Genomic DNA, 13,527 nt, shown 5'->3' with positions numbered 1-13,527 from the left:
ATGACCTTTGAATTTTCCAATACGGTGCGGCTGTCCATCGGCAACAGATGGGCGGACGTTGATTTCGATACTCTAACGTTCGAGCCTGTGGCAAACTGGCGCGAGCGGGCGCCTGACGGTGCGCCGCAGAGGACGCTTGAGAAGCGCTTGGTGGCAAAGTGAACAATGTCGCCCTTCCCTTTGAAAGCTTCGGCGTCAGCCACAGAGGCTGTGTCCGTGAGCTCAACGAAGACAGCTATCTGGTCGAGCCGGACACCGGCCTGTGGGTGGTGGCCGATGGAATGGGTGGACATGATGCCGGGGAAGTCGCTTCGGCCAGCATTGTCGATCATCTGGCGACGATCGGCATTGCAAGCTCTGCACCGGATCTTCGCGCGCGCTTCGAGGACCGGCTGAGCCGGGCCAATGCCGAAATCCGCAGGATATCGCAATCCCGCGGAGTAACCATTGGCTCCACTGTCGCCGCCCTGCTGGCGATGGATGGGCGGTTTGCCTGCCTGTGGGCAGGCGACAGTCGCGTCTACCTGATCCGCAACGGCTCGATCTCGCAGATTTCGAAGGACCATACCGAAGTCCAGGAACTTCTCGACAAGGGCATGATCAGCGCAGCCGAAGCGCTCGCCTGGCCGCGCCGCAACGTCATCACGCATGCGGTCGGTGTCAGCGACGAGATCGTCATCGATTTCCAGCAAGGCGAAATCATGCCGGGCGACATATTCGTGCTGAGCACCGACGGGCTGACAGCGCATGTCACAGACGCCGAGATCGAGGCGGCGGCGGTGTCGGCGACGCCTCAGGCGGCATGCGAAAACCTGCTGCAGATGGTGCTGGCGCGCGGGGGAACGGACAATGTCACGATCGTGCTCGTCAAGATCGGAGACGGGCGCAATGGGGCCTATCCCGGTCCTTCCAGAGCGGAAGGCTGAGGCTGATGAGCGCCGACGACAAGACGCGGATATCGCCTGACGTGGCCAGCACAGCCGTAGGCACGCAACTCAGCGGCATCTATGAACTGGACGAGCGGATCGCATTCGGTGGCATGGGCGAAGTCTACCGTGGCCACAACATCCAGACCGGCGACCATGTCGCCATCAAGATCGTATTGCCCGAGTTCGCCCGTGACCAGACGATCCTGTCGCTGTTCCGCAAGGAAGCGTCGATCCTCAATCATTTGTCGCACGACGCGGTCGTGCGATATCACGTCTTCACGATCGACCCCGGTATCGGTCGCCCCTACCTTGCCATGGAGTTCGTCGACGGCCAGTCGCTGTTCGATATCATGCGACGTGGCCCGATGCCGACGGAAGACGTGCGCAAGCTCTGCCATCGTCTGGCTTCCGGCTTGAGCGCCGTGCACCAGGCGGGAGCGATACACCGCGACCTCTCCCCGGATAACATCATCCTGCCAGGAGGCCGGGTCGATCGCGCAAAGATCATCGATTTTGGCATCGCGCGATCGGCGACCGTCGGCGGCGAGACGCTGATCGGCGGAAAGTTCGCGGGAAAGTACAACTACGTTTCTCCAGAGCAGCTCGGGCTGTACAGCGGCGATGTCAGCGAGCAATCCGACATCTACAGCCTGGGCCTGGTGCTGGCCGCTGCTCTGCGCGGGAAACCGATCGACATGAGCGGCTCCCAGTTCGAGATCGTGGAAAAACGCCGAACCGTTCCGGACCTGTCCGACATCGACGCCGATTTTCGTGGAATTGTTGAGGCCATGCTGCAGCCGGATCCACAAGACCGGCCGATCAGCATGGCGGATATCGCCAGGGCGACACGTGACGACACGGACGAGGAGACAAGGCCGCCAACGTCGATCACACCGCGCGACCGGACGCCGCGAACGGGGGGAACCGCCGCGCCTGGCCCCAAGCTTCCCGGCCCCAGGCTTCCCGGCCCCAAGATGGCAAGTCAGCCTCCGGCGGCTGCCGGTGAGCAGCGCTTCGTTCCGCATGTCCGGCCGGCGCTTCTGTCCGAGCCAAGGCCTTCGCCAGTTGCCGGTCCTGCTCGGGCGGTTTTGCCAAAGGTCCCGGCAAAGTCCACCAAGACCCGATCGATCGCAATCGCTGCCTTGGCGATATTGGCTGTCGCGTCGGGTGCAGGCGTTTACCTGGGCGGCGTGATGACGCCTTCCACGCCGACCGCCGGCGATACATCGTTTTTGTCGCCAAAAGCATCCAAACCGGCCCCGACGGACAGCGCTGCAAATTCGCCGGGCGATGAGCCGGCAAAGGCAGTTCCACCCGATCAGTCACAAACAGAAGCCAGTGCGCCGCCAGCCGAAAGTCAGGCAGGCGCCGCGGCGGATCAAAAGCTGGAGCCGGCACGGCCCGCCGAAGTCCTCTCACCATCCGAGGACACCTCGGAGCCGGCGGCAGCCGAAGCGCAGCCGCCAGCTGAAAATCGGCCAGATGCCGCGGCGGATCAAAGGCTGGAGCCGACGCGGCCCGCCGAAGTCCTCTCGCCAACCGAGGAAACCCCGGAGCCGGCGGCATCCGAGGACATTTCAGAGCCGGCGGCAGCCGAGGCGCCATCGCCAGCTGAAAATCGGGCAGATGCCGCGGCGGATCAAAGCTTGGAGCCGACACGGCCCGCCGAAGTCCTTTCGCCAACCGAGGAAGCCCCGGTTCCGCCGCCCATCCAGGTCGCGCCAATGCCCCCGGCCGACAGGGCCTCGCCGCCCGCAGCGATCCAGCCCGAAATGATGGAGAGCCGGAAGCCCGATCAGCCGGCCAGCCAGCACGCGCGGGCCGAAAACCAGACGGATGATGCGAACGCAAAACGGCAGCAGGACGAGCCGGCGGCAGGCAAGCAGCCGGGCGAAGCCACCGTTGCCTTGAACGTGCCGAAACCGGACCTAAAACTGCCGCCGAAAAATGCCCTCGACTCCGCTGCGCAACGGGTCTCCTGGGTGCGGGACTTCAACGGCGGCGACTGTTTCTATGCGACGTTGACGTCGGCAACCGAGGCCGCCGTCGCCATCGAAGGATTGGGCACGGAGATCCAGCCGTTCGAACGAATGCTGTCCGATTTCCAGGCAAGATTCCGTGTCGAACCGGACATCAGCGTCCGCCTCATTGAGCCGGCTCAATGCGAAGTCACCAACTTTCTGCGCTTTCTGGACCAGATGCCGGCTGACAAGCCGCAGCTTGTTCTCGATCGAACGACGGTGCCGAGCGGCTCGCCGATCGGCGGCTCGCTGGTGACGCATCGCGGCCTTATTTCCAGCGTGCTGCTGATCGACCACAGGGGCATGGCATTCAGCCTCGACGATCTTATCCTGGCGCAGGCGGACAAGGCGACCTTCAACATTCCGATCGATCTTGGCGCCGCCGACAAGGCGGCCGGCAAGGTCGTGCCGCAGATCATAATGGTGATCACGGGTCCACAGGATATTCACGCTGCGGCGTTCTCCGAGCCGACACCAGCCGCGCTGCTGTTGCCCAGGATTCTCGACGAGATCGACGCCAACCGAGCTGAGTTCTCCGCCACGGCAAAGTACTTCCGGCTCGGCGGGTAGCATGGACGCCGATGGACCTCCGCAGCTCGCGTTTTTCCTTCCTGACCGCTGTCCCGCCCAACAATCAGCGTGACTGGCTTCGCGGCCTGCTTGCCCTGACAGGCCGTGTCAGACTTACGGTGATATTGGGCGCGACATTGCTGGCTCTCCTGTCGTCCCACGAAGCGCGCGCCGAATTCACCGTCTGCAATCAGACGCTCGACGTCGTCAATCTCGCTGTCGGCCAAAAGGTCGACAATGCGGACCAGACCGATGGCTGGTGGACCATCGGCGCAAATCAGTGCGTGAACGTCATCCGCGAGGAACTCACCAACCGCTACATCTACATCTATGCGACCGACGTTTTTGGCCATGCGACCCTGACCGGGTCGACCGAAATGTGCATCGACCGGCGGCGTTTCTCGATACGCGGCATCGATGAATGCTGGCAGCGCGGCCATATCGCCGCACGATTTCTCGAAGTCGATACGCTTGAACAGGTGCGGTGGACCTTTTTTCTGACCGGAAGCAATCCGTGACGCACAGTATCGACACAAGCTTCAGGTTGAAAAAGCAGGCGCGCGCCGCCCTGCGCAGACGCAGGCTCTGGCGCAGGCTGCTTGCCGGTTTCGCCGTGGCTGTCCTGTTGTCGATCGCTGCCGGCTTCTATCTCACCGCGGATTATTGGTCGTTTGGCGACGAAGATGAGGAGTTGCACGCCGTCGAGGGAACCGACGATGTGCCGGCCGACGCATCTGTCTATGTGCCTGCCATCATCGATCTCGCAGGCGACCCGATGTGGATCACCCTTGCGCCCGACACCGGCGGCGCAACGAAAAGCCAAGTGATCCCGCGGCCGGCAGAACTCGACCAGGTCGGCGTTTCTCCGCAGATCGAAATTCTGTCCGACGTGATGCTTAGCGCCAGCGAAAAGTTCATGACAACGATACCGTCGACGCAAGAAGATTTCGCGTTCTTCCAGGCGCAGCGACAGACCGCGCCGGCGCCATCCAACGAGCTGCAAAACGACGTTCAGCCACCGCCCGTTGTAAACAAGGCTCCGGTTGCTTCGGACACGCAGGGGGATACCGATGATGCCGAAGCAGGTTGGGGCGAAACAATCGATTCAGGCGAGGCAGCCCTTCCCGCGTTCCAGAAAACCCAGATCGAAAACAACACAAGCGTTGCAAATGTCATCAGTGAACATCAACGATACGAGGCTACCGAGGACATTTTCGTAAAGATCCTCAACGACCGCAGCCTGGACAGTGTTGCCCTGGATGCGCATTTCTCCGCCGAGGATGCCAGGCTGGCAGGCGAAGCGCTGAAGGCGCTTTTCAATCGGGAGAGCCTTGAGCCAGGTCATGTCGTCGCCATGCGCGGTTTCAGACCGACGCGCGAGACGACAACCATGTCCCTCATGCAGGTCTCGATCTACGCCAGGAACGTATTTGTCGGCACGCTGACGCGCAATGCCGCCGGTGTGTTTGTGTCTGGTGTCGACCCGTGGGTCCGCGAAGATTTATTCAACTACTCGGGCGCACAGGCGCAAGGCACGCACAAAAGGCAATACCGGCTGCTCGACGCGATCTACTCGACAGCAGCACGCAACAAAGTTCCGACCGGGGTGATCGGAGAAGCGATCATGTATCTTTCGCGAGGACAGGATCTGGATGCCTTCGCCAGCGAAGACCAGCGTCTGATCCTGATCTATTCGCAAAGGCCGCGTGGCAAGGAAGAGACCGCCGGACGGGTGCTGTATGTTGGCGTCCAGGGTAGCGAAAAAAGCCTCGACTGTTTCGTGTTCCAGCAGACCGACGGCCAGTTTGCATGCGTCAGCGGCGACGATCAGGTTCGCTCGCTGACAGTGGCCAACGGCATGGTCACCCCGGTCAACGGGGTCATGACCTCGACTTTCGGCCCACGCAAGCACCCAATCCTCGGAACCGTTCGTATCCACAAGGGCGTCGATTGGGCGGCGCCGCTGGGCACGCCGATAGCCGCCGCCTTCGACGGCGAAATCGTCTTTCAGGGCGATGGAAGTGGTTACGGCAATCTGGTGAAGATTTCGCACGGGGACGGCAGCGAGACGCGCTATGCGCATATGCAAAAATTCGCTGATAAGGCCGGTGTCGGCGCGAAGGTGAAGGCAGGCGATATCATTGGCTATATCGGCACCACCGGTCTTTCGACCGGGCCGCACCTGCATTTCGAACTCTATCGCAATGGGCAGGCGATCGATCCGCTGGGCACGGTTACGGCAGTCGCGACGGATGCTTCCGCTGTCGAAACGCTGACCGAGCGTATCGTTCAAGTCGAAAGTGGCGGCAAGGCCCGCGCCAAGAACCCACTTTCTTCGGCGACCGGCGCCGGTCAGTTCATAACCAAGACGTGGATCAGGATGATGAACACCTACCGCCCGGAACTGGCGCGGACACTGTCAACCGCCGACCTGCTCGCTCTGCGTTTTGACGCCACCATCTCGCGCGAGATGGTCAGCAATCTGGCGCGCGAAGGCGAAGCCTATCTTCGGGCACGCGGCCACCAGATCACAGCCGGCCGGCTTTATCTGTGTCATTTCCTGGGAATGGAAGGCGCCCATCAAGTGTTGTCGTCGCCGGGCTCGGCGCAATTGAGCGCCGTGCTCGGATCGGCCGTCATTCAGGCCAACCCGTTTCTCACCGGCAAGTCCGCCAGCTATGTCGTGAGCTGGGCCGAAAGGAAAATGGGGCGGAAGCTGAGCCCGGCGATGGTTGAAGTGAGCCAACAGACAACGACAACGACGGAAGTCCGGCAGACATCGCCCGAGTTCGAAAAATACAAGCAGGCGATCACGGCTCTCATAGGCTCGATGCAGAATACCCTTTGAACCTGCTTCTCGAGGCGTGCGAGTTTGCCGTTAGTCCATTGGTGTTCCTGCTGCCAAGTGCTACTATAGCCAACTTTTTTGGGCCTTTGTGAACCAAAACTGTTGTCGAGATCACATACGCCCAGGAGCCATTTTGGCATGCGCAGACATCGATAGTGCGCCCCGGCGGGGCGGAGGGCTGGACCATGAAAGCATTTGCCGTCTTTCTGAGCGGGTTTGTCCTGTTTGTCATCACGTCGCTTGGAGCCGAGGCTGCCGCGCCTGATGCCAAACGCGTGGCACTGGTCATCGGCAACAGTAAATATGTCCATGCCGTTGCCTTGCCCAATCCCGCCAACGATGCGCACCTCATCGCATCCACGCTACGCAATGCCGGCTTCCAGGTGATCGAGGGGCTCGATCAAGACAATGCAGGCATGCACAGCCTCATCAGTCGGTTTACCGAGCAATCCTACGATGCCGAGCTCGCCGTCATTTTCTATGCCGGCCACGGCATGCAGGTCGACGGCAAGAATTTCTTGATTCCGATAGACGCCGAACTGACATCGCCCGCTCATCTCAAGACCCGCACCGTTCAGATCGACGACTTCATGGCGGCGTTACCAGCCGAGCCGGCGATCGGCGTCATCATCCTCGATGCCTGCCGCGACAATCCATTGGCCAGGACGCTGGCCGCCTCGATGCCGAAGAGCCGTTCCGCCTCGTTTGGCTCCGGACTGGCGCCGATTGAAGCAAGATCGGACGGCGTTGGAACCGGCGGAGTCTTGATTGCGTATGCAACCGACCCCGGCGCCATCGCTTTCGACGGCAACGGCGTAAACAGTCCCTACTCCGCGGCGCTCGCCAGACACCTGACTGAACCTGGCGTTGAAATCCAGAGCGCGCTGACGCGTGTGCGCGGCCAGGTGACCGAAACGACACAAGGTCGCCAAAGACCTTGGCACAACGCATCACTGGGACGCGAGGTCTTCCTGGGACAGTCCAAAGCGGAAGCGGCGCCTGCCACAAAACCGATCGCTGGAGCGTTCGGCGCGATGACACCGGCGCCTGCCCCGGTGACCAACGAGCCTCCTTCCTGGGAGGTTGAGCAGCGTCTGTGGGACGAAGCTTCCAAGCGCAATTCCATTCCGTTCTACGAAGCCTATCTTGAACAGTTTCCGAGCGGCCGCTTCGCCACGGTGGCACGGCTGAACATCGACCAGTTGAACGAACCGAAGGCCGAAGATCGGCAGGTCGCGGCAGTCGATGAGGACCAGGCCAACGCAATTTCCGGCTCAGCCGTTCGCACCTCGGTTGGAGTTTCGGACGAGGTGAAGCAGGCCCCGGGCACCGAGTTGACGGAAAGCGCGATCGGTCTCGATCGCCAGGGCCGTATCGATCTGCAGTTGCGCATCGAAGCCTTGGGCAACGAGCTTGGCCGTATCGACGGAAACATAGGCCCAAAAACCCGCCAGGCGATCGGCATCTGGCAAGCGAAAAACGGCCTGCCGCAGACGACCTTTTTGACACGCGAGCAACTGACGTTCCTGGAGATCCAGACGGATCCAATGATGGAATCGGTGCGCGCCAGCTACGCTGCCGATCTGGCTCGAGCACAGCCGAAGAAACAGGTGCAGCAGGCCCGCACAAAGAAGCCGGTGGCACAGAAGGCCCGCACACAAAAGCCGGTGGTGGCACAGAAGCCCCGCAGGCAGCAGGTCGTGGTTCGACGGGATGTTCCGCCGCCGGACAACAACGACTTCCTGACCAAGGCGCTGATTTTCGGCACCGGTGTGGCCGTGGGTGGCGTGCTCAACAACAACTGACGAGCCAGTTTCAGGCGTGTCGACGCGGGCCGTGCCTCGGTGGTCGGAGCGGCCCTACTCGGTCCTTATCCGCATTTCCACCCGGCGGTTTACCGGATCGAATGGATTGGGGTTGCGCGGGCTCGCTTCGCCCAGGCCTGTCGCTTTGATGCGGGCAGGATCGATGCCGTTGGAGGTGAGGAAGGTTGTTACCGATCTGGCCCTGCGTTCCGACAGCCCCTCGTTGTAGCGCTCCGAGCCGGTTGCATCTGTGTGACCCTCGACAACGAAGTTCAAAGTGCTCAGTCGGCTGTCCTTCAGTGCCTTGGCGAACTCGTCCAGTTCAGCGCGCGCAGTCGCATCGAGCTCCGCAGAATCAAGGCCGAAATTGATCAGCATGTCGAGGCTGGTTTTTTCGGCAGGCGCTGCCTTGTTCTTGCTGTTGCACTCTTCCTCGGTGCCGACGCAAATTCCACGCGGCGGGCCGAGCTCGCTCGCCGCGTCAAAAAACTTCACGATGTCTTCTGATTTCTGAAGTGGATCAGCAAAAGCGTGGGTCGAATAAAACGCGACCGTAAACACGAAGGCTAAACTGCCCAACCGCATAACGGTTACTCCTGTCTTGAGCATCGATTTCATCGACTGCGGACAATACCAAATTGCGAAGCGGTTGTCTGTCAATAAACGTCAAGCATACGAGTGATGGAGGGCAGTCGCATCTTGCCAGGGACTGGAGACTTGACCCGCCCCGCCCAGGGCTTCAGTGTCGATTGTTCCCTGGGGAAAGCGTGGCGCCATGGCCAATGAGCTTCGATTCAAAACGGCACGGGACCTTTTCATGGCCTGCCCCGCTGTTTCCAGGGACATGGTGGCACTTCCGACCGAACAGCCTTCAATCGAATTTTGCCGCGCCCTGCTGGCCGGGCGGGTGCCCGAGGAGGCGATTACGTTCTGTGCCTATCTGCTTCCCGAGCGGGCTGCGGTGTGGTGGGCCCATGAATGCCTGAGCCACCTCACCGTTCTGCTCGACAGCAGGGATCAGGAATTGCTCGCGGTTGTTCGTGACTGGGTCAGCGAACCGGATAGCCCTCACCATCGCCCGGAAGTGAGCGAGGCTGCGGCAATGCCGCCGACAACGCCAGCCGCCTGGATTGCCCTGGCTGCAGGACGGCATGGCAACGGTTCAGCTATGGAGGCGCCAGCGCTATCGGCCTTGCCGCCAGCCGCCCGCGCTGTGAGTGCGGGCGTACTGGCCGGACTGGCACGCGTTGCACTGGAAGACCGCTTTTCAGTTCTTTCCGCGTTTGTCGAAATGGGCATCCAGATGGCAGAGATCGAGGCGCTGCGCCAGTCAGCGGATGCGAATTAGACCGTCGCCCGGATCCGCGAGCGGGATACGTTCAAATTGAACGACAATCCGGCTCTATCTGCTTGATTCAGCCGCATTTCTGCGACGCCAAGTGATGCCACTTGGCTGCAGAATGCTCTAGTTGTTTGGCTTACTTGCAGCAGCCATTCAACGCTATCCTCCCCAGCCACCTCCTCCTCCTCCTCCTCCTCCTCCGCTGTTCCCCCCACTTCCGCCACTCCCGCCACCTCCCGAAGAAGGAATGATTATGGGAGGTGCGGCAGCAGGCTCGTCCGCGACCGGATTAACCACTCTCCTGGCGGCCACCGGTTTGGGAGCGGGGTTGACGACCTTCCGCGGCGCCGCGGCTCTGCGAACGACCTTCGGCGCCGGTGCCGGCGTCGCCACCAGCGGCGTCGGTTGCAGGGGTGGCCAGGATGTGCAGCCCGTGACCCCCGCCAAGGCTATGGACAGAGTTATCCCGATTGTTGCCTGCTTCAGATTTCTGCCCACCATTGCCTCCTTGTTGATCAGAACAAATCCCGACGCGGATTGGCTTGTTCCCAGACCGCCCTCGCCACTTTGACCAGTTGCTTGTCGACAGAACCGCTCAACGGAATCTTCGACTTGAGTTCCCCACGCAGTTGCTTCAACGCCGCCGCTTTCGGCTTGGCCCCGAATTTCGCCAACGTCGCCCGGGCGTCAGGCAACTCATTGCGGAGATCTAGCGCAACCGTGAATGCCAGGAAACGCACGGCGACGGCCTGGTCGGCGTTGTCGCCCTTTTGCATCTCGAGAGCCGCGCGATCATAGGCGCCGGACTGGTCGCCGCGCGAGGTTGCCAGTTCAAACAGACGTTGGGCTTCATCAAGGTTCTGCTCCACGCCAACGCCATCACGGTACATGCGCGCAAGACTGGCCGGCGCATAGGGCTGGCCGAGGTCGATGGCCTTCTGAAAAAGCGCCAGCGCAGCCTTCGGATCCTTCTCGACGCCCTGGCCGCTGAGGTAATTGCGACCGAGCAAGTTCATCGAATACATGTCCTGGCGCTCGACGCCGGCCTTCAGGAAGGCAACGGCACGGGCCTGATCGGCGGGCACGCCGTTGCGGCCTTCGGTGAAGATCGCCGCGAGATCGTTCATGGCATAGGTATGCCCCATCGATGCCGCCTTGAGCAGCAGATCCAATCCTTTGCCGGTGTCGCGCTCGACGCCGTAGCCATGGAACAAGGCACGGCCCCACGATGTCATGCCGTAGGGATCGCCCTTGTCGGCCGCAGCGGCGTAGAAGGTGTTGGCCTGCTTGCGGTCGACAGCCAGGCCCGTTCCCGTCGCGTAGAGGTAGCCGAGCTCGAACACTGCGCGCACATGCCCCCTGTCGGCGGCCTGTTGTATGGCTTTCCTGGCCTGGTCGACCTTGCCGGCTGCAAGCAGCGCGCGGCCCAGTTCATAACGGAAGCGGGCGACATCGGGATACGCCTTCACCGCAGCCTCGCACAGCTTGACCGCGTCGGCGCCGATTTCATTCGGCAGCAGGCCGGGGACCATGCCTTGAAGGTCGAGAGGTTCGCCAGCAGCCAGGTCGCACGGATCGACGCTCGGCGACAGTTTCATCTTGGCGGGTTTGGCTGCTCCGCTGTCCGCCCGAATTTCGAAGGCGATCTCGACCGGTGCGCTGGCGCCGATCTGGGGTTCATAGCGCAGCCCCTCGACTTCGCCGACCGTCAAGCTCGATTCGGGCGACAGGGTCCGATCCGGCAGGGAGAGTGTCCCCGTTGCCGGATAGTTTGTGACTTTCAGGCTGACCGCCGCATCATCTGTCGGGACATCCAGGTTCAGAGCAACGGCGCCGACGCCGACCGGAACGTCGACGTCCCGGTTCTCGATCGCCTCGGCCGCACCGGTGACATGAATGCCGCGCTGCAGCACCTGCTGCTTCTGCTCGGCTTCGAGCGCGGCCATCACCTGTTCGCCCTCGGCTCCTTCGCCGCTCTTGACCCGGAACACCAGCATGCCCCTGGCTTCGCCGCCCCAACTGTCGCGTGCGGCGTAGGCCAGCATATCCATCTCTTCCGGCTGGCCGGTTCCCTTGGGGACATCCAACTGCAAACGCGGCAGGTCCTTGCCCTGGATCAGTTCTCCGGCCTCGACGACCTTGCCGTCCAGCATCAGGCGTCCCAAGGCGGGCGGTCTTTCGATGCTGACGGTTATCGTCCCGCCGTCGACCTGGACCGGTTCCGGAAGGTCCAGATCGACGGGGCCGGCCCCTGACAGCACGACCTTCTCCAATACCGGCGGCAGCGATGGGCGGCTGATGCGGCGCATCAGAACGACTTCGTCGATCAGCGACGAGTTCTCCCAGGGAACCTGCAAGCCCTTGGTCGCCTCAACCACATCCCGGCGGACGGCCGACATGACCGTGCGGATCTCCTGGTTCGGGGCGAGCGCGCGACGAGAAAACGCCGATGAGAAAGGACTGAGGTCGCCGGCGCCGTCATAGGCGACCGCGCCGGGTTCGGTGGCGAAAGCAATCAGTGTGTTCAGTGAGCTTCTTACTTGCGCAAGGCCGGTGCCGCTGGCGGTAAGAAGCTGGTCCCTGAGCCAATAGTCCTTGCGAGGGAATGGATTGTTGCGGCAGGCATCGAGGATGATCACCTGGATCTTCGATTTCGAACGCATCTGCTGCAGCACATCGTTCAGCTTGATTGCCTGGACCTCGACGTCCGCCGCATCTTTCAACGAGGCATCGACAGGGATCAGGAAATTTTCGCCGCCGATCTGAAAGCCGTGGCCGGAATAGTAGACGACAGCGACATCGGCGCCGTCCACGGCGGCAAGATAGTTGCGGAACTGATCTTCAAATTGCAGCTTTGTAAGATTGCTGGCGACGAAAACATCAAAACCAGCCGCTCGAAACGTGTTGGACACGTCCACCACATCCTTGGCCGGGTTCTTGAGGGCCGAGATTTCCTGGTAATCGGAGTTGCCGATTACAAAGGCGACCCTTCGTTCGACTGCAGAAGCGTCGAAAGTCGCGACGCTTGCGAGCATCAAGGCCGCAACGAATCCGCAACGTCGGAGCATGGCAAATCCCTTAACCGTCGTTACCTGGCGACCACAAGAACACAGCTTGCAGTGCCAAAAGTCCGTTAGAGAGCATGCTATCTGCCGAGACAGAAAAGAGAGAAAAGCCGTCGCGACAGCGAAATATTCCTCACTTGATCGATCCCTAAATTACATCAGAGGCCGAGTGTCCGCAATGATCGTCAATCGGATTCTCGACCTGGCTATTTTCCGTGGTCGATACGGTCCCCTCGGGCCGCGCGCGGCCGGCATAGCCTTGACTTGCGCATGCATCACGCGTCAGGGCGCCTGAGGTTTTCCACTGCTAATGTCGGCCTGCCCCTGATTTTTCCTAGCCACCATTTCCGCGACTCAATTAGCGTCTGCTTATGGAGCATCGGCACGCCATTCGACGGAACAAGGAAGGGCTTTGGGAGGTCTACGATATAGACGACGATAGGGTGGTCTTCGCAGAAGGGGTGGCTCTGACAGATTTGCTGGATGAGGAGGCGCTCGACGCCCTGGAGTTGCTAAAAGGTGGATTCCTGGTCCCGAGCAGCGCTCCCAAGGCCAGTTGACAGTTCCCCAAGGGATACGCCGAGGCCCTGCGGGCACTGAAGGCGGATCGCCGACACGCAAAGGCGCCGCTGCCTGGCGGGCTCCTGGATGCGATCGCTCGTCGAGATCTGCCACCTATTTTCGGCAGTCTCGCAGCCGCGATGCAGACGGTGTGGATCAATTCGCAATGCTCAGCGCGCCGCAGCGTGTCAAAACGAAAAATTCTCCTTCGTTTGGTTGATGCCGGAACAGTGCTTCGTCCGTAAGTTCGTGCTATAGATTAGCAGGAGCTGTTATGAGGTTTTTGCCCGTTCAGGAACCGACCAACACATGGGCCGTGTTCGATACGACCGTGGATGTGCCGGCGTACTTCGCTGGTATTTGCCTTATCGGCTTGCCGCGGGAGC

Annotated in this window: 9 protein-coding genes; 7 read left to right on the top strand and 2 right to left on the bottom strand. The window is 61.3% G+C overall.

The features are described from left to right. The 6 genes from BLT09_RS34150 (at position 1) to BLT09_RS01635 (ending at position 8,173) form a co-directional block, all read left to right on the top strand. Positions 1–162: a hypothetical protein gene (locus BLT09_RS34150; RefSeq protein WP_167366297.1), complete on the top strand. Its 162-nt coding sequence runs from the start codon at positions 1–3 to the stop codon at positions 160–162. Next, a complete protein-coding gene (locus BLT09_RS01655; RefSeq protein ID WP_027154129.1) occupies positions 159–926 on the top strand; it encodes a PP2C family protein-serine/threonine phosphatase in 768 nt (255 codons plus the stop codon). Before BLT09_RS34150 ends, BLT09_RS01655 begins: the two co-directional genes overlap by 4 nt. A gap of 5 nt (positions 927–931) precedes the next feature. Beyond that, positions 932–3,520 carry a serine/threonine-protein kinase gene (locus tag BLT09_RS01650; RefSeq protein WP_091590231.1) on the top strand — a complete coding sequence of 863 codons (2,589 nt, stop codon included), beginning with the start codon at positions 932–934 and terminating at the stop codon, positions 3,518–3,520. Positions 3,521–3,531: 11 nt separating this feature from the next. Then, a complete protein-coding gene (locus BLT09_RS01645) occupies positions 3,532–4,038 on the top strand; it encodes a DUF1036 domain-containing protein (protein WP_167366296.1) in 507 nt (168 codons plus the stop codon). Continuing rightward, positions 4,035–6,368, top strand: coding sequence for a M23 family metallopeptidase (locus BLT09_RS01640; RefSeq protein WP_091590229.1), 2,334 nt, complete (start codon positions 4,035–4,037; stop codon positions 6,366–6,368). The genes BLT09_RS01645 and BLT09_RS01640 overlap by 4 nt, the downstream gene beginning before the upstream one ends. A gap of 185 nt (positions 6,369–6,553) precedes the next feature. After that, positions 6,554–8,173, top strand: coding sequence for a caspase family protein (locus tag BLT09_RS01635; RefSeq protein ID WP_091590813.1), 1,620 nt, complete (start codon positions 6,554–6,556; stop codon positions 8,171–8,173). A gap of 54 nt (positions 8,174–8,227) precedes the next feature. Here BLT09_RS01635 and BLT09_RS01630 read toward each other — a convergent pair whose 3' ends face one another. Beyond that, positions 8,228–8,758: an OmpA family protein gene (locus BLT09_RS01630; protein ID WP_023801284.1), complete on the bottom strand. Its 531-nt coding sequence runs from the start codon at positions 8,756–8,758 to the stop codon at positions 8,228–8,230. 190 nt (positions 8,759–8,948) lie between these two features. On the opposite strand from BLT09_RS01630, the gene BLT09_RS01625 reads away from it, so the two are divergent. Next, on the top strand, positions 8,949–9,521 hold the full coding sequence (locus tag BLT09_RS01625; protein WP_091590227.1) for a DUF6931 family protein: 573 nt from the start codon (positions 8,949–8,951) through the stop codon (positions 9,519–9,521). A gap of 509 nt (positions 9,522–10,030) precedes the next feature. Here BLT09_RS01625 and BLT09_RS01615 read toward each other — a convergent pair. Then, a complete protein-coding gene (locus BLT09_RS01615) occupies positions 10,031–12,550 on the bottom strand; it encodes a caspase family protein (protein ID WP_236473265.1) in 2,520 nt (839 codons plus the stop codon). Between the last annotated feature and the right edge of the window lie 977 nt (positions 12,551–13,527).

Origin of the sequence: Mesorhizobium muleiense (genome assembly GCF_900099905.1) — a bacterium.
GTDB classification, from domain to species: Bacteria; Pseudomonadota; Alphaproteobacteria; order Rhizobiales; family Rhizobiaceae; genus Mesorhizobium; species Mesorhizobium muleiense.
Note: the sequence above shows the minus strand (reverse complement) of the source record. Positions and strands in the feature narration are given on the sequence as shown.